This window comes from Corynebacterium provencense (genome assembly GCA_900049755.1).
In the GTDB taxonomy this organism is placed as follows: Bacteria; Actinomycetota; Actinomycetes; order Mycobacteriales; family Mycobacteriaceae; genus Corynebacterium; species Corynebacterium neomassiliense.
Genome location: LT160593.1, coordinates 616,334 through 632,354 on the forward strand (window position 1 = coordinate 616,334; position 16,021 = coordinate 632,354).

At 65.1% G+C, this 16,021-nt stretch carries 15 protein-coding genes, 1 tRNA gene and 1 pseudogene; 9 read left to right on the top strand and 8 right to left on the bottom strand.

Translation table 11 applies throughout. From position 1 onward, the window contains the following. Window positions 1-106: 106 nt before the first annotated feature. A complete protein-coding gene (locus tag BN3906_RS09225) occupies window positions 107-1,633 on the top strand; it encodes a helix-turn-helix transcriptional regulator (protein ID WP_066587482.1) in 1,527 nt (508 codons plus the stop codon). Between the two features lie 47 nt (window positions 1,634-1,680). On the opposite strand, the gene BN3906_RS09230 is transcribed toward BN3906_RS09225, so the two are convergent. Then, a complete protein-coding gene (locus BN3906_RS09230) occupies window positions 1,681-1,989 on the bottom strand; it encodes a TroA family protein (protein ID WP_066587484.1) in 309 nt (102 codons plus the stop codon). 994 nt (window positions 1,990-2,983) lie between these two features. Between BN3906_RS09230 and BN3906_RS14145 the strand changes: the two genes are divergently transcribed. The 3 genes and pseudogenes from BN3906_RS14145 to BN3906_RS09240 all read left to right on the top strand — a co-directional run bounded on the left by BN3906_RS14145 (window position 2,984) and on the right by BN3906_RS09240 (window position 4,010). Further along, complete coding sequence (locus BN3906_RS14145; RefSeq protein WP_261797031.1) at window positions 2,984-3,223, top strand: helix-turn-helix domain-containing protein; 240 nt, start codon at window positions 2,984-2,986, stop codon at window positions 3,221-3,223. Window positions 3,224-3,357: 134 nt separating this feature from the next. Then, a pseudogene (locus tag BN3906_RS14150) lies at window positions 3,358-3,699 on the top strand (type II toxin-antitoxin system RelE/ParE family toxin). 5 nt (window positions 3,700-3,704) lie between these two features. After that, window positions 3,705-4,010: a helix-turn-helix domain-containing protein gene (locus tag BN3906_RS09240; RefSeq protein ID WP_066587488.1), complete on the top strand. Its 306-nt coding sequence runs from the start codon at window positions 3,705-3,707 to the stop codon at window positions 4,008-4,010. 43 nt (window positions 4,011-4,053) lie between these two features. Here the strand turns inward: BN3906_RS09240 and BN3906_RS09245 are convergent, their stop codons facing one another. Both BN3906_RS09245 and BN3906_RS09250 read right to left on the bottom strand, forming a co-directional pair. Next, entirely contained in the window at window positions 4,054-4,266 is a 213-nt protein-coding gene (locus BN3906_RS09245) for a hypothetical protein (RefSeq protein ID WP_066587491.1), read from the bottom strand. Window positions 4,267-4,563: 297 nt separating this feature from the next. Beyond that, window positions 4,564-6,117, bottom strand: coding sequence for a helix-turn-helix domain-containing protein (locus tag BN3906_RS09250; RefSeq protein ID WP_066587494.1), 1,554 nt, complete (start codon window positions 6,115-6,117; stop codon window positions 4,564-4,566). A 108-nt stretch (window positions 6,118-6,225) separates the two neighbouring features. Here BN3906_RS09250 and BN3906_RS09255 point away from each other — a divergent pair, with 108 nt between their 5' ends. Next, the gene (locus BN3906_RS09255) at window positions 6,226-7,170 is read left to right on the top strand and encodes an ABC transporter substrate-binding protein (protein ID WP_066589657.1); all 945 of its coding nucleotides are present in this window, start codon (window positions 6,226-6,228) and stop codon (window positions 7,168-7,170) included. A gap of 103 nt (window positions 7,171-7,273) precedes the next feature. Here BN3906_RS09255 and mmuM read toward each other — a convergent pair whose 3' ends face one another. Beyond that, window positions 7,274-8,284 (bottom strand): homocysteine S-methyltransferase, encoded by a 1,011-nt coding sequence (mmuM, locus tag BN3906_RS09260; protein WP_066587512.1) that lies wholly within the window; start codon window positions 8,282-8,284, stop codon window positions 7,274-7,276. Window positions 8,285-8,308: 24 nt separating this feature from the next. Here mmuM and BN3906_RS09265 point away from each other — a divergent pair, with 24 nt between their 5' ends. The 4 genes from BN3906_RS09265 (at window position 8,309) to BN3906_RS09280 (ending at window position 13,302) form a co-directional block, all read left to right on the top strand. Further along, window positions 8,309-9,757 (top strand): amino acid permease, encoded by a 1,449-nt coding sequence (locus tag BN3906_RS09265; protein ID WP_066587514.1) that lies wholly within the window; start codon window positions 8,309-8,311, stop codon window positions 9,755-9,757. A gap of 128 nt (window positions 9,758-9,885) precedes the next feature. Beyond that, window positions 9,886-11,532: a circularly permuted type 2 ATP-grasp protein gene (locus tag BN3906_RS09270; RefSeq protein WP_066587516.1), complete on the top strand. Its 1,647-nt coding sequence runs from the start codon at window positions 9,886-9,888 to the stop codon at window positions 11,530-11,532. Beyond that, the gene (locus BN3906_RS09275) at window positions 11,526-12,437 is read left to right on the top strand and encodes an alpha-E domain-containing protein (protein ID WP_066587518.1); all 912 of its coding nucleotides are present in this window, start codon (window positions 11,526-11,528) and stop codon (window positions 12,435-12,437) included. Before BN3906_RS09270 ends, BN3906_RS09275 begins: the two co-directional genes overlap by 7 nt. A gap of 13 nt (window positions 12,438-12,450) precedes the next feature. Next, window positions 12,451-13,302: a transglutaminase family protein gene (locus BN3906_RS09280; protein ID WP_066587527.1), complete on the top strand. Its 852-nt coding sequence runs from the start codon at window positions 12,451-12,453 to the stop codon at window positions 13,300-13,302. Window positions 13,303-13,317: 15 nt separating this feature from the next. Here the strand turns inward: BN3906_RS09280 and BN3906_RS09285 are convergent, their stop codons facing one another. From BN3906_RS09285 to BN3906_RS09300, 4 genes are all read right to left on the bottom strand, one after another. Continuing rightward, window positions 13,318-14,262: a hypothetical protein gene (locus BN3906_RS09285; protein WP_066587529.1), complete on the bottom strand. Its 945-nt coding sequence runs from the start codon at window positions 14,260-14,262 to the stop codon at window positions 13,318-13,320. A gap of 79 nt (window positions 14,263-14,341) precedes the next feature. After that, window positions 14,342-14,415, bottom strand: a tRNA-Pro gene (locus BN3906_RS09290). A gap of 99 nt (window positions 14,416-14,514) precedes the next feature. Continuing rightward, window positions 14,515-15,015 (bottom strand): ribonuclease E activity regulator RraA, encoded by a 501-nt coding sequence (gene rraA / locus BN3906_RS09295; RefSeq protein WP_066587531.1) that lies wholly within the window; start codon window positions 15,013-15,015, stop codon window positions 14,515-14,517. Next, the gene (locus BN3906_RS09300) at window positions 15,008-16,021 is read right to left on the bottom strand and encodes an alpha/beta hydrolase family protein (protein WP_261796944.1); all 1,014 of its coding nucleotides are present in this window, start codon (window positions 16,019-16,021) and stop codon (window positions 15,008-15,010) included. Before BN3906_RS09300 ends, rraA begins: the two co-directional genes overlap by 8 nt.

The following is a 16,021-nucleotide window of genomic DNA, read 5'->3' on the forward strand; positions in this document are numbered from 1 at the left end:
GTCAGGTCCTTCGGGGTCGTGTTCGTACAGGGAACAGCATGAAGGTAGGGTCGGCTCAGCTAAACAGTTGTCCACTGGGGACATGGGATTGACCGGAGGGTGTGTAGTGGCACAGGCGAGCGAGACGTCGGTCGTCGCGACTGCAATGCCTGGGTGTTGCCTGGGAACCGTCACCGTGCACAGTGAGCACCACGTGTTCTGGGTTGTTCAGGGAGCGGCGACAGTGCTGGCGGACGGCAGGGTCTTTCACCTGGGCGCCCTTGACGCGCTCTGGCTGCCGGGCGGGGCAGCCGTCGATCACGTCAGTACCGATCCTGGGACGGTGGCGCTCACGGTGCTTCTTCCTGCCGCTGACTTCCCAGATACCGTCGATGGTGTGGTCCACCGGAAGATTTCCCCGGAACTGTCCATACTGCTGGTCCACCTCTTCGGGAGGTGGCTGATGCCCGCCTGGGACGGGGAGAAACTGACTGACGGTATGGCGACGGTGCTCCGGGAGGCCTTCTTCGGTGGTCGTGCTGGGATCGTCGACCAACCCCGGATGCCGGTGAGCACTGCCGCAGTGATGGTTGCGCGGAAACTCTTTTCTGATCCCGGGGATCCCCGGAGCAGGGAACAGTGGGCTGTCGATGTCGGTCTCAGTGAACGACATCTGACCAGGTTGTTCCGTACCGAGACCGGTCTGTCGCTGAGTTCCTGGCGGTCGGCATTGAGGGTCGCTGCCGCAGCGGAGCAGGTGGCCTCCGGGAAACCCATCGGGCAGATCGCCCACGACCTCGGATACTCGGGAACGGCAGCCCTGTCGCACGCCTTCCGGAGACAGACCGGCACCACTCTGAGCGAAGTCTGCAGGGTAGGAGAAAGAACCGCTGTGCTGCAGGAAAAGCTGAACTCTCTGGATCTGGATCTTCTGATCCCGGCGGACCGTCTGCGGCCGAATATTAACGAATCCCACGTATGTATTGGGGTACTCCGGGGATCCTGCCGAGCGGTTCTACGTGGTCGGCAGATCGATCTTCCCGCCGGGAATCTGCTGTGGCTTCCCGCAGGGGTCTGGCATCAACTGGAAGCTGCTCCGGGAACAGTTCTTCTGCCAGTCGGTGCGTTGTCGGTGACTTTTCCGATGGACCGCAGGAACATGGAGCCGATCCCGGTAGCCGAGACTGACTACCCGTCCCTGCTCTACCGGGCGTGTGTGAACTACACCAGGCTCAAGCCCTACCCGATGATCGAGGGCGTCATGGATGATCTGATCCCTCAGGTGGTGCGGTTGCGGGCGGCGCATGCAGGGAAACGACGGAACCCGGTGACCGAGATCATCACCGGTGACCTCAGTGTCCAACGGACTCTGCGCGACTGGGCGGAACAGTTCGGGATGCGGACCGAGGTCCTGTCTCGACTCTTCGAGGCAGCCACCGGGCAGCCGTACCGGGACTGGATCGTCGATAGGCGGATGACCGTGGCCCGCCGGCTGCTGGAGAACCCCGACCGGCAGGTCGCCGAAGTGGCGTCCGCCGTGGGGTACGGGTCCTCGGCGGCGTTCGTGCGGGCCTTCAAGGACCGGGTCGGGATGACGCCCGGCAGTTACCAACGCCGGTACCGGAAGCGGGAGATCTTCGAGGTGGTGGAGTGACCAGGTGACGTTACTTCAGTGAATCCCCGATCTGGTCCACGACCTGCTCAGCGATCCACTGTTCGGTGAGAGGCGCGGGGGAGGACAGACAGTCCGACCGCCATGGTCGTCCCGAGCTTCTCTGCGTCCGACTGCTCTTCACCGTCCTCCTGGTACGCCGGGAAGGCGGTGAAGGTCGGGTTCGCCTTCAGCGTAGGGGACCCGTTAGACGGGTCGTAGACGAAGACGACATCCGCCTCCACATCAGCGATGTTCTCTTCGCTGAGTTTCGTGTTCTCGCTGTACTTTCCGGCGGTGGCGAGGGTGCTGAACCCGAGTGCAGTGAAGAAACTCTCCCCGGACTGCGGCGAGAGCATCGTCCCGGTCCTGCTGGACGGTGTCTGCGGCGTCCTGCAGGTCCATGGCGGTACCCAGATCGGCGAGCTGGCCCGACCGATGGCGTCCGCTGTCGGTGGAGGCTGCCCCGTAACCCATGGTCGGGGCAATGGCGGACAGTTGGGCATAGGTCTTGTCGGCGTCCAGTCGCCGGAATAGATGATGAGATCAGGGGCCAGTGCGGCGATGGCCTCGACCGGGACCTGTCCGTCGGCCGGTTCAACGATGTCGCCGATCCTGTCGGCACCGTAGTTGGCCAGGATGCTGCGGATACTGGACCCCAGTCATTGGCCGTCGCCGGAATGATCCCCAGGGACAGGGCGAGTTTAGTGGTGACTCCGCCGTAGGTGACGATCTTGTCGGGCCGTTCGGAGAGTTCGGCGGTGCCCAGCGGGGTCTCGACGCTCACCGAGTAAGAGGTGGTGCCTTCTCCTGCGGGCAGGAGGTCGGTGGTGGCGGACCCGGTATCTGCTGTGGTTCCGGCGGTTGTTGCGGCGGTACTGGAATCACCGGAACTACAGGCGGTGAGGCCGATACCGAGCGCCAGTGCGGCCGCTGCTGCGACGCTGGTACGGATGGTCAGGGACAAACGGGAATGGAACGTCTTGCCGAGAAACACTACGGATCAGTATGCGAAGGCAACGTTCTCATGAGACGGGTCGTTGATGGTACGGCTGTAGGTCTGTCCCAGGTAAAGTGGGCCGGGTACCAGGGAAGTCAACGTTTGATTTCTTCCCGCCCTCACGGACGGGGCTTCCGACCAGAAGGATTCAGACGATGGCGGTGAATCGGCGGTGAACCCGGTCGCGTCCTGGTCCTCACTGCTCCACGCCGTCCACAGCTCCGCGTAGCGTCCCTGTGAAGCGAGCAGAATCCGTATTCCCAGGGATAGTGTGAACACATGAACACTGCGACCGCGCCCCACACCGCCGGGCCGGACCTCGATGCAGTGTCCGCAATGCGCGACAGGAGGAGCTGCCCGAGCTCGATTTCTCCGACACCTACCAGCAGGGGCGTTGGCTCCGTGAACTGCGCCTGCGGCAGTCGATGACCAAACAGGACCTCGCACGGGGCCTCGGTGTTCCGAAGACCTGGGTGGATGCCGTGGAATCCGGGGATGCCCGTCTCGGAGACGGGCGGGTTCCCCGGGCATTCGACGCCCTGGGTGCGAACGTCCGGCGGTTCCAGGCGTACGGGTGGCCGGACAATGCGTGATCTCGACGTCTGCCGACGATGCTCTTGGGTGCCGTTTGCTGGCCGCGCGGACCACGGGGATTGTCCGAACATTCGACCGTGTACGGTTGTTGTCCTGTAGACCACGCAGGGTCTACACTATGACCGTGTGGAACGTGGATATTGAGCTGGTCGCCGACTGGCTCACCGCGCTCGACGAAGACTCTCGTGAGCAGGTTGTGGCAGCCATACAGATTCTTGAAGGCCAGGGGCCTCAGCTCGGGAGGCCACTGGTGGATACTGTGGTGGCCTCGCGACACCGCAACATGAAAGAGCTGTGACCGGGTTCTTCGGGTCGGTCGGAACTGCGGATCCTGTTCGCTTTCGATCCGGAACGATCAGCGATCCTGCTGCTTGCCGGAGGCAAGGCAGGGAATTGGTCCCGCTGGTATCGGCAGAACATTCCGATGGCCGACAAGATCTTTGATGAACACCTGCGACGACTGAAAGGACAGTAAATCCAATGGCTATGAATCTGAAGGACTATCTCGCTGATCACCCTGTTGATCAGGCGAGGGTCGAGGAGCATAAAGAGCGGATGCTGTCCGAGGTCCGTGCATACCGGCTACGTGAGCTCCGGGAACAGGCCGGGCTCACACAGGCTGAACTTGCGGAACGAATCGGGGTCGGGCAGCGGCAGGTCTCCAAGATTGAGCGGGGAGACATTGACAATGCCAAGGTGTCGACCATCCGAAGTTATCTGGAAGCTGTCGGCGGAGCACTGTCGCTGGATTTCGTGTCTGGAGATCACCGTATACAGGTTGCCTGAATGAGCCAGCGCCGCTACCGCCGCCGCGCGATCATGGAGACAGTCAGCTGACGCTCCACGCCGCCCACAGCTCCGCGTAGCGTCCCCGCGCGGCGAGCAGTTCCTTGTGACTACCGAGCTCCACCACCCGGCCGGCCTCCATCACCACGATCCGGTCGCAGGCCGCGGCCTGGCTGCGCCGGTGGGCGATGACCAGCCCGGCGATGACCAGCCCGGTGCGTCCGGCCAGGGCAACCTCCGCAGCGTGGTCGAGCACCCGGGCATGGGCGGAGCCGGCCTCCGCCGTCGCCTCATCGAGGATCGCCAGGTCGGGGTGGTGCCGGGATCGCGCGTCACTGGTGACGGGGCAGGGGTTCGGGTGCGGCCTGGAAGAACAGGGGCCAGCGGATGCCGAGGAACCTGCTGCACAGTGCGCCGTCCGGGTCGGTGGCTGGGTCGGGGTGCATGCGGTCCTAGGAGATCGGTGGCGGTTGTCGCGAGTGATCCTAGGGGGCGCCCCGGTCAGACGGTTGTCCGCAGCGGTCGCACGGTTAGCGGGCGTTGCGGTGGGAATTCAGCCGGTCACCTCGTCGTAGATGATCGGATGCGCGTACCGCTTCCGGAACTCGGTGGGCGTCATCCCGTGGCGCGCGGTGAACGCCCGGGTGAAGCCGGAGACATGCGGGTAGCCGACCTCGGCGGCGATCTGTGAGATCGGTACCCCGGGCTTCGACAACCGGTAGCGCGCCGAGTTCAACCGCAGGTCGGTGTGCCACAGGGCGAAGGTCTGTCCGGTCTCCCGCCGGAACCGTTCGGACAGCCTGCTCAGCGGGATCCCGAGTTTTTCGCTCCACTGTGTCAGCGTGCGGGGGCCGGACGCGAGGTCGGCGTTGAGGATCGCGCTGACCGCGGCGTCCGGGCGGGCGAACGGGGTGACCGTCGGCGGGAGCAGGTCGGTCATGGTCGCCGGGTCATTCCGGTCGTAGGGCCAGGGGCGCAGATGGGTGTAACTGAGACCCGCGCGGTACATCAGCTCCGTCTCCCGGCCAGGGGTGACATGCGTCACCGCCATATGGTGCCGCCGCATCGGCACTGTTGCGGGTAGATCACCGACCGGTACGAGGACGCCGCCCTCGTCAAGGTGGATGACGTGCCACACCCCGGAGGGGATCCACACAGTATCGCCGGCGGCCAGGGGGATCTTCCTGTCACCGAGGTCAAGATGTCCGGTACCGGAGGTGATCCAGATCAGGATGTGGAACCGGTTGATCCGGGGCATTGTGCTGATCGCGGGCAGCCCGCCGAGACAGTCCGCGGCCGTGTGGTGATCGGTGGTGGCCGCTGCTGCGGGGACCGGACGACTGACGCGGGCTGCCCAGGCGCCCGGAGTGACGCCGAACTGCCGGCTGAATGCTCGGACGAATGCGGGGGCGGTGGCGAATCCGACGGCGGTGGCGCTCTGTGAGACGCTGTCGCCCCGGCGGAGCAGATGGCTCGCCCGGTCCACCCGGACGCGGGTGTGCCAGGTGCGGTAGCTCATTCCGGTCTCAGCCTGGAATTTGCGGGTGAGCTGGCGGCTGCTCAGCCCGAGACGTTCCGCCCAGGTCTCCAGACTGGTGGTGTCGGCCGGGTTCTGCAGTATAGCTTCGGCCATCGTCCGGAGAACCTGGGAACGGGGGACCGGTGGACTGTCCGGGACCGGTGAACCGGAGTCTGCTGCCGGGGAGGATGGGGTGGTATCGATCATGTAGGGCATGGCCCAGCGGGCGAACTGTCGGGTCAGTACGGCAGCGTCCCCGGCGTCAAGGTCGGTGACCGTCAGCCAGGTCGGTTGGCGGATCAGCCGGTCCGGTGGGACGAGGGCGGAGGTCGCGACGGTGCCGGGTGCGGTCTCGATCGAGGTGACGGTGGTTCCTGCCGGGAACCAGATTGCCTGACCTGTGCCGACGGTGAAGTGGTCCTCGTTGACACTGACCTGTGCCTCACCGTGATCCACCCAGAACACGTGGTGCCTGCTGTGGACGGTGATCTCGCCGAGCCAGCAGGGCGGGAGGGTGTCTCTGTGCCGAAGCTGTTGCGGGCGGTCAGTCATCACGGGGGTGGTGCGACGGTGGGCGGGTGAAGACATGATCCTCGGCTCGTCAGAAATGGTCAACCGGGGTCCGTTCAGGACAAGAACGAAGGTTAGCACTCCCTACTGTTGTCTCCGACCTGACCACTTCACATGAGGATGATGATGAGAAACCCGTTGCGCCGTCTGTCGGCGCTGATCCTGGGGACGGCCGTCGCCGTCTCCCTCGCCGCCTGCGGCTCCGAAGGGGCAGACGATATTGCGGAAGTGAGTGATGGTGCTGCTTTCCCGGTCACGTTGGATCATGCGTACGGCACTGAAAGGATCGATGAAAAGCCCGAGAGAATTGTCGACCTGACCTATGGTTCAGCACTGGAGCCATTTATAGCATTAGGTGAGGCTCCGGTGGCGGCAAACAGTATCGGTGACCTGTCGAATCTTCCCTGGTTGGGAAATCGGGTCAGCTGGCCGATGGAGGAGGGGCTGAGGGAGGATACGGAAAAGGTCGCCAGTCTTGATCCGGATCTGATCATCGTCAATGATATCGACAAGGCGGACTGGGAGAAATTGGAGAATATTGCTCCAACACTGGTGATTAGAACTGAAGATGACAAGTCTACCTGGCATACTTTCCTTCCTGTGGTTGCTGCTGCTACCGGAAACAAAGACAAGGTCGAGGCTATTGAAAAATCCTACAACGATCAGGTGAGGAGTTTTCAGGAAGAGCATGTGGGAGTTAATGAACTGACCTATAACAGTGGGGCGATGACCAGAGGATTTATCTATGCAGGAAATAATGTCTTCCAGGATATAGGTATCGAGATGGAGAGCGGTCAGAAGTCTAAGGAGAACGGAGACTCGATCTCGGACGAGAATATCAGCCTTCTACAGGGAGACATTCTGGTGATCTTTGATCCGCTAGGAAAAAGGTCAGAACTAGAGGGGAAGCCGGCGTTCAAAGCACTGCCCGCGGTGAAGAATGATTCGGTGATCTGGCAGGACAAACCTATGGGCTTCGCGCTGTCTACCGCTCCCGGACCCCTGAGTCTGAAGTGGCTCACAGACAAGATTGCGCCGCAGGTGCAGTCCGCAATAGTCGCCCACGAGTAGCGTCGCCCGGTCAGTGCCAGATACCACTGTCGTTGGAATCCGGGTAGTCGCCTCCGTAGCAACGGACAGGACTCTCAACCTACGTGGCATCCGCCCGCGCGTATCAGTCCCGCACTCTCCCTTGCACGGCCTCGGCGATCGCGGTGATCTCCCGCGGGGTGACGCGGCAGCAGCCGCCGATGAGTCGAACCCCCGCATCAAGAAAGTCAGGCACGGAATCCAACAGGCTCGTCGTCGCCCCGCCCGCAGTCTCCGCCGTCCGCGGCAGCCAGCGGCGGTGCACGTGGTCCCAGATCTCGCCGCTGTTCGGGTACACGGACAGGGGGAGGGGACGCCCGGCGTCAGCCAGTCCCGCACCCAGCTCCCGTACACCGGCCAACGCCGCATCCGCACTCACACAGTTCACACCCACCGTGCGGAAAGCGGGAGTTTCCGTCACAATCCGGACGACCTCCGACAGTTCGGTGCCGTCACTTAGGACCACACCGTCGGCCGGCCTCCCCGGGGTCCGTGGCAGGACAGTCACGCTGAGCATGGCGTCCACCCCTGCCGCAGTGAACTCGCGGGCCAGGGCCTCAATTTCACGGACCGAGGGCACCGTCTCAGCGAGAAGAACATCGGCGCCCGAATCCGCGAGAATCCGGATCCGGTCGCGGTGCCAGTCCGCCAGCTCGTCGACGGTCAGCCCGTAGGCGCCGTCGTACTCGGTGCCCTCACCCGGGCCCGCACCGTAGGGGCCGACCGAGGCCGCCACCCACCTCGGAACTCCCGTGACACCGGCAGCAGCGGACGCCGCGTCCCGTGCAACCTCCACCGCCCGGCGGAGCAGCAGCTCCGCCTGGTCGGTGGCGTCCTGCCGTGACAGTCCGGTGGCGACGAGACCGTCGACGGTCACCTCATAGGAGCAGGCTGTCGCGATCTCGGCGCCGGCGGTGAAGAAATCGCCGTGGGCCGCCTGCACCTCACCCGGATCGTCCCTCAGAATCTGCGCGGACCACAGTGTCCCGGTGATGTCACAGCCCCGGTCCTCCAGGCGGGTGCCGAGTCCACCGTCGAGGATGACAGGCCGCTCAGAGACGACGTCGAACAGTGAAGGTGCTTTCAGGTCGGTCATCCTCGCGAGTATAGGCTGACCCCCATGTCTGAAACCGCAGGGGCAGCAGCCGGGGAGACAACAGGCCTGCAGCGCAGCATGGAGCCCCGACACCTGGTGATGATCGCGCTGGGGGGAGTGATAGGTTCCGGCCTGTTCGTCTCCTCCGGATACACCATCGGTGAAGCAGGTCCCCTCGGAGCGGTGCTCGCATATCTTCTCGGCGCCCTCGTCGCATGGATGGTGATGTGCTGTCTCGGCGAACTTGCCGTGGTGTATCCGGTGTCCGGGGGGTTTCACATCTATGCAACCCGGAACCTGGGCCCCGCCTGGGGTTTCGCCACCGCCTGGCTGTACTGGCTGTGCTGGGCCGTCGCCCTGGGCAGTGAGTTCACAGCATCCGGGATCCTCATGCAACGGTGGTTTCCCGGGGTGGACGTCTGGGTGTGGTGCCTCGCGTTCGGGGTTGTGCTGTTCACCCTCAACGCCGTCTCTGCCCGCGTCTTCGGTGAGACGGAGTTCTGGCTGTCACTGGTGAAGGTTGTCGCCGTGCTCGCCCTCATAGTTGTCGGCGCCGCGACCGTCATCGGGATCAACCCTGCCACGGACGGTCCCGCACCGTGGCTGACGAACTTCGACACCGACACCGGGTACTTCCCGACAGGGTTCAGCGGGATGCTGGTGGTGACCCTCGGTGTCTTCTACGCATTCTCCGGAACAGAACTCATCGGTGTCGCCGCAGGTGAGGCAAGGAACCCGGAGAAGTCCGTGCCGGCGGCAATCCGTACCGCTGTTGTCAGGCTCACCGTCTTCTTCGTCGGGGCAATCTTCGTCATCGCTGCGCTGGTGCCCTACGAGAACGCGGGCATCGACGAATCGCCGTTCGTCACGGTCTTCGACATCGCCGGAATCCCGGGGATGGGTGACGTGATGAACTTCGTCATCATCGCGGCACTGCTGTCGGCAGGAAACTCCGGGCTCTACTCCTGCACCCGCATGCTCTACTCCATGGCCTCGGAAGGCCAGGCGCCGGAAGCTTTCACCCGGACGACGAAGAGAGGCATTCCGATGCTCGCGCTCTGCGTCTCAATGGTGGGGGGAGTGGCGTCCCTCCTGTCCGGTCAGATCGCGCCGGACAGCCTTTACATGATTCTCGTCTCCGTCGCAGGTTTCGCGGTGGTGGCGGTGTGGATCGCGATTGCGGCGTCCCAGCTGTCCTTCCGTCGCCGGTTCGTCGCCGCCGGTGGGAATGTCCGTGGCCTGCACTACCGGGCCCCGGCATCCCGGCTGCTGGCGTGGGGGTCCGTTGCAGCGCTGGTGGCGTCCCTGGTCGGGGTCGGGTTCGACGCCGACCAACGCGAGGCCCTCACCGTCGGCGTCCCCTTCACGGTGATCTGCCTGGTGTACTACCGGACCCGCCACGGGGCCGGCTGCTTCACCCCGCAGGGGAAGGACGCCGAGCTGGACGCCGCGGTCACGGCGTCCCGAAGCTGAACCGGCCCGGCCCGGTCCCGCCTCACCCGGGTTCGGGCGTACCTGGAGCACCGGCCCCGGACACCGAATGTTTCAGGCAGGTTAACTCTCCGGATGAAGGTTCAGCCGGTCGGCGATACTCTCAGGAAATGACCGATTCACCTGCGACGTACCCGGTCACCCCGGGTACCTACGACGAACTGATGTCACCGGAGGGTGTGCGGTCGGTGTACCGCAAACTTCACCAGGTGTTCCGGGACATCAGACCCGAAGATCTCGCCTCGAGAGTCTCCTACCTGAGCACCCGGTACCTCGACACGGGAGTGACCTTCGACTTCGCCGGGCAGGAGGAACCGTTTCCCCTGGACATCGTGCCCCGCCTGATACAGCGGGCCGAGTTCGAGCGCACCGAACGGGGTCTGAAGCAGCGGGTGAGAGCGCTGGAGGCGTTCCTCGCCGACGTGTACGGCCCGGGACGCGCCTTCGCCGACGGCGTCATCCCCAGGTCGGTTGTCACCACATCCGACAATTTCTGCCGGGCGGTGGCCGGATACACCCCGCCCAACGGGGTGAGGATCCACGTCGCCGGGATCGACCTCATCCGGGACGGGGACGGTGAACTGCGGGTCCTCGAGGACAACGCCAGGATCCCCTCGGGAGTCTCCTACGTGCTGACCAACCGGCAGGCGACGGTGTCCGCGCTCCCTGAGGCCGTGGCACAGTACAACATCGCCAGAGTCGACGACTACCCTGCACGGCTACGCTCGGCCCTGGCGAAAGCGGCACCCCCCGGGGTCCCGGACCCGCAGATCGTGGTCCTCACCCCCGGTGTGTACAACTCGGCCTACTTCGAACACTCGATGCTTGCCCGGACGATGGGCGTCCCCCTGGTGGAGGGAAGGGACCTGGTCGTCCGTCACGGCGTGGTGTTCCTCAGGACCACCAGGGGACTGGAGCAGGTCCACGTGATCTACCGCCGCGTCGACGACGACTTCATCGACCCGGTGAACTTCCGGCCGGATTCCCTGCTCGGGGTCGCCGGCCTGCTGTCCGCCCAGGCCAACGGCACGGTCACCATCGCCAACGCCGTGGGCAACGGTGTCGCCGACGACAAGCTGGTCTACACCTACGTCCCCGACCTCATCCGCTACTACCTCGACGAGGAGCCGCTGATCCCGAACGTGCACACCTGGAGGCTGGAGGAACCCGAGGCACTGGAGGAGGTACTGGACAGGATCGACGAACTCGTGGTCAAACCGGTCGACGGCTCCGGCGGCAAGGGGATCGTCATGGGCCCGAAGTGCACGAAAGCGGAACTCGACGAGACGAGGAAGAGACTCCGCGACGATCCCCGCGGGTGGATCGCACAACCCCTGATCCAGCTGTCCACCGTGCCGACGATGACCCCGGACAAGGGACTGCAGCCCAGGCACGTGGACCTGCGGCCTTTCGTCGTCAACGACGGCGAAGACATGTGGGTCGTCCCCGGCGGCCTGACGAGGGTGGCGTTGAAGGAGGGACAGATGATCGTGAACTCCTCCCAGGGGGGAGGGTCCAAGGACACGTGGGTGATCTCCGCGGGGGTGACCGGGCCGGAGTCGGAGCACGGCCGTGTCATCGCCGCCCCGGACCCGGACGCCGAGACGCTCGACAGGTTGGAGACCTCCGTCCTCGACATCAGAGACGACGAAGAAGAGGCCCAGCAGCAACAGCAGCAACAGCAGCAGAGGCAGGACGCCCCGGGCACCGACCCGTCGCAGGCACCACTCACGACACAGGAGGCGGACCAGTGCTGAGCCGCATCGCCGAATCACTGTTCTGGATCGGCCGGTACATCGAAAGAGCCGACGACCAGGCCAGAGTGTTGACCGTCAACCTGGAACTGAGCACGGAGGCGGACAGTTCCTCGTTCGGGGTGGAGCTCTGCCGTGCCATGGGCGCACCCCTGTCACCCGATGCGGGGGCCCGGGACGCCTGGTCACGGCTGGGCACCGACCCGGATTCCCCCCAGTCGATGGTCACCGCCCTGTCCAACTGCCGTGAGAGCGCGAGACGAGCCCGTGAGATCCTCTCCACCTCCTCGTGGGAGGCGATCAACCGGGCGTACCGCAAGGTGGCGTCCGGACGCCTCCAGCTGATGCGGCCGCCCCTGGCGTGCCGGGAAGTCCACGACCACTGCTCCATGATCGTCGGTGACCTCGTGGGGACCATGCCACGGGACGAGGCATGGCACTTCCTCATGGCCGGCCGCTACATCGAGCGGCTCGACATGACCGCCAGGATCATCTACGCCACAGTTGTCGCACCCTCCCTGCCCGCCCACCGACACCTGCTGCTCCAGGCCTGCGGGGCACAGCAGTCCTTCGTGATGTCCAGGGGGCAGGAGGACACCCTCACCGCCTCGGTCGACTTTCTCCTGCGGGACCGGTTGTGTCCGAGGTCGATCATCTTCTGTCTCGACGCCGCCCGCGACTGCCTCAGCGCCCTGGACCCGACAACCCTGCGTTCCGGATTCGAGGACGAGGCCCAGCGACTTCTCGGACAGATGAGTGCAAGGATCGAGTACATGCAGCCCAATGAGGCCCTCGAACAGCTCGGCGAGCTCACCCAGCTCACCCAGGAGACCGGTGCGTCCGCGACGCAGGCGCTCAGCCAGCGGTACTTCGAGGGTGCACTGTCGTCCACCTGGCACGAGAAGTAGGGAGAGCGAGACCATGACAACCACACTGCGTATCGTCCACACCACCGGCTACAACTACTCCGACCGGGTGACCGACTCCTTCAACGAGATCCGGATGACCCCCCTCTACACTCCCCAGCAGCTCATCCGGGAGCAGTCGGTGACCATCACCCCGAAGCCGTGGTCCTACTCCTTCATCGACTACTGGGGGACCCATGTCACCTCCTTCGAGATCCACGAACCCCACGACCAGATGATCGTGGGGGTCACGACCACCCTCGACGTCGACGCTGTTCCGGCGACCCGCACCGGGATGACGCTCGGGGGTCTGCGCGACCACGCCGACGCGCTCAACGAGTACCTCTGCCTGTCCCCGATGGTCGCGCCGTCGCAGGATCTTCTCCGGCGTGCCCGGGAGATCGCCGACAGCTGCGCCACCGTCGACGAAACCGCCCTGGCCGTCGGCCAGCTCGTCTTCGACGAGATGACCTATGAGACGGGGGCGAGTGACGTCACCGGCACCGCCGCCCAGGCGTGGGACGCACGCAAGGGAGTGTGCCAGGACTTCTCCCACATCATGATCGGCGCCCTGCGTGCCGTGGGTATCCCGGCGAGGTACGTCTCCGGGTACGTCCTGCCGAAGAAGGACGCCGGGATCGGGGAGACCGTCGACGCCGAGTCGCACGCCTGGGTCCAGTGGTTCAACGGCGGCGACAACAACGGCTGGTACAGCTTCGACCCGACCAATGATCTCGTCCCCGGTGAGCTGCACGTCATCGTGGGCACCGCCCGCGAGTACTCGGATGTCCCTCCGCTGAAGGGAATGTTCTCCGGACAGGCGACCTCGGAGCTCTTCGTCACCGTCCGGATGACCCGCCTGGGCTGATGCCGGGGAGCTCTGTCAGCTCTTCTCCCGGTTCTCTTTCTGGAGGACGCCGCGCATCGCCCGGGCCAGGTCCGCCCGTGCCTCGTGCAGCCGCTGCAGCGAGCGCTGCTCCTCCTGTCTCCGCCACTCCTCCTTCTTCTCACGCGACTTCCGCCCGTTGCGGACCGCTGTGACGCCGAAACCGATGCCGATCAGCACCGGAACCCATACTTTGGTGTAGTCGAGGGCCATGTCCACGATCCACGGAAGGTGCCAGTCGGGCAGACGGATCTCGGGCACGTCGATGTCCGGCCACGGCACCGACGGCAGACTGATCTCGGGCAAGTTGATGTCCGGCCACGGCACCGACGGCCAGGTGATGTGCCAGTCGGGGAGCAGGGACGCCAGCCACCGCCACAGGGGATCGAGAATTCTCGACAGCACGGGCCCGAGAACCAGCACCGCCAGTGCCCACCCGCCTTTTCCGATACCCCCGAGAACCGGGTACAGCCAGCGTTTCACCGCTGAGCGCTCCATCGCCTGCTGCCGTCTCTCCGCCCGTGAGCCCGAGGGGGCGTCGAACTCGACCACCTCGCCGGCGGACCTGAGGGTCACCGCCGTGACCCACCGGCGGGTCAGGGAACTGTCGATCTGCAGCATCGGAGGGGCGAACGTCACGCTGTGCCCGTACTGCCCGGGGCCGGGGTGCTGACGGGGATCGGCGAGACCTGATGGTGTGAGGTCGATCTTCACGTCGTCGAGGGACCTGCATCTGGCGATGACCACCCCGTCGAACCTGATGAGCAGTCGGGGAGAGGATGACAGGGGACCGGTGCGGCGGCGTGTGGTATCCCGGGAGCCGGTGCCGGGGAAGTCCGGGTCGACTGCGCCGAGAGCGTCCACGGTCCCGGTGAACACCTCGATGACACCGAGGTCCGGGTGCCGGAGAATCCAGTGCTCTGCGTGGGTGTCCTGTTCCATGGTGGGCTCCACGGTACCTGGCCGGCATACAGGAATCCCGCCCCGGACTGCCCTCGCGGGCCCCGGAGCGGGATGTCTGTCGGACTGACAGGATTTGAACCTGCGACCCCCACACCCCCAGTGTGGTGCGCTGCCAAACTGCGCCACAGTCCGTCCGTTCATCTCTGAACGGGGAAAAGCTTACAACAGCCGGATTCAGTGCGCTAATCCGCAGGTGAGGGAGGCCAAACCACGGGTCCCGGTGTCGGTCGGTTACCGGGTGGGGGTCACCGGGGCCTCGGTGACGACCACACCGTCGGCGTCCGCGTAGACGATGTGCCCCGGGACGAAGTCCACGCCACCGAAGTGGACGACCACGTCACGCTCGCCGGCGCCGTCCTTGGCCGATTTACGGGGGTTGGTCCCCAGCGCCTTGCATCCGAAATCCATGCCACCGACGGCGGCGGAGTCCCTGATCGCGCCGTTGATGATCACACCTGCCCACCCGTGTTCCACACCGAACTCCGCGATCATGTCACCCATCAGGGCGGTGTGGACCGAGGCGTCGCCGTCGACGACGAGCACTCCACCGGGATTGTCCTCCTGGAGGATCTTCTTCACGAGACCGTTGTCCTGGAAGCAGCGGACCGTGGTGACCGGACCGCAGAAGTCGGTGTGTCCGCCGAAGTTGCGGAACTGGGTGTCACAGCTGCGGACGCCGGCACCGATGATGTCTACCAGGTCTGCAGTGGGGATGAAGGTGATCTCAGTCATGTCTTCCAACTGTAGTGTGCCCGCCGACACCGACAGACCCGGCCCACCTCGCCACCGTCTCCCCGACCCACTGTGCCGAACCGCGCCGGGTCAGCAGGTGGTCGGCGTCGGGGATGCTCAGCAGCGACTTCGGCCAGGACGCCGCGGAGAAAATCTCCGTGGCGTCCGTCACCGGCACGGTCTGATCGGTCGGCGAGTGCATGACGAGCAGGGGGACGCCACGGCGTCCGACCGCTGCAATGTCCTCCCGGACGTCGGTGGTCACGGAATTCTCCGCCAGATCGGTGAGGAAACGTCTCCGGAAGGTCAGGTCCCGTCCGGCGAGGTGGACGGTGCGCAGGGTGTCGTCCCCGGTACCCGGCAGAGGAACCTGCCGGCCAGCCGGGTCAGCCGTTTCTGCCGGTCCGGCCGTCTCTGCCGGCGGTGCCTGCTCACCGGTGAATGCGTCGAGCAGGCTCGCCGCCGCCCGGCCCGGCAGGAAAGGGGCTCCGACCGTGACGACGGCCTTCAACGAGGGAATGCGGTGGGCCGCCCGCAGTACCGCGGCACCTCCCAGTGAGTGCCCGACCAGCAGGGAGGGCGAGCTGAGGTGACTGTCCAACCATCCGGACACCGACAGCAGATCGGCCACGTTGGAGCTGAAGGTGGTGTCCTCGAAGGCGACACCACCGTTGGCGGGTACGGAATCCCCGAGCCCGGGGAAGTCGAACCGCATGCAGGCGATACCCGCCCGTGCCAGTGCCCGGGAGATCCTGAACACACCGGGTGCGCGTCGACTGCAGGTGAAACAGTGCGCGACGACTGCCACGGACACCCGGGCGGCCCGCAGTTCCGGCAGGGTCAGTTCCCCGGACCCCGGGGGCAGGTCCAGTGACCCGCGCAGTGTGGAGGGGGAGCCGTCGGGACGGGGGAGGGTACCCGGAAGCTCGAGGTCCACCGTGGACACCGCCCGGGAGGTCGGGGAGTGAGACGTCCTGACACCTGAAATCCTGCCATCTGAGTTCAC

Bases quoted from the DNA above. Each gene is read 5' to 3' on its own strand.
- BN3906_RS09250 (WP_066587494.1), bottom strand. From the start codon at position 6,117: ATGTCTTCACCCGCCCACCGTCGCACCACCCCCGTGATGACTGACCGC.
- BN3906_RS09285 (WP_066587529.1), bottom strand. From the start codon at position 14,262: ATGGAACAGGACACCCACGCAGAGCACTGGATTCTCCGGCACCCGGAC.
- BN3906_RS09240 (WP_066587488.1), top strand. From the start codon at position 3,705: ATGGCTATGAATCTGAAGGACTATCTCGCTGATCACCCTGTTGATCAG.
- rraA (WP_066587531.1), bottom strand. From the start codon at position 15,015: ATGACTGAGATCACCTTCATCCCCACTGCAGACCTGGTAGACATCATC.
- BN3906_RS09255 (WP_066589657.1), top strand. From the start codon at position 6,226: ATGAGAAACCCGTTGCGCCGTCTGTCGGCGCTGATCCTGGGGACGGCC.
- BN3906_RS09280 (WP_066587527.1), top strand. From the start codon at position 12,451: ATGACAACCACACTGCGTATCGTCCACACCACCGGCTACAACTACTCC.
- BN3906_RS09230 (WP_066587484.1), bottom strand. From the start codon at position 1,989: ATGCTCTCGCCGCAGTCCGGGGAGAGTTTCTTCACTGCACTCGGGTTC.
- BN3906_RS09265 (WP_066587514.1), top strand. From the start codon at position 8,309: ATGTCTGAAACCGCAGGGGCAGCAGCCGGGGAGACAACAGGCCTGCAG.
- BN3906_RS09270 (WP_066587516.1), top strand. From the start codon at position 9,886: ATGACCGATTCACCTGCGACGTACCCGGTCACCCCGGGTACCTACGAC.
- mmuM (WP_066587512.1), bottom strand. From the start codon at position 8,284: ATGACCGACCTGAAAGCACCTTCACTGTTCGACGTCGTCTCTGAGCGG.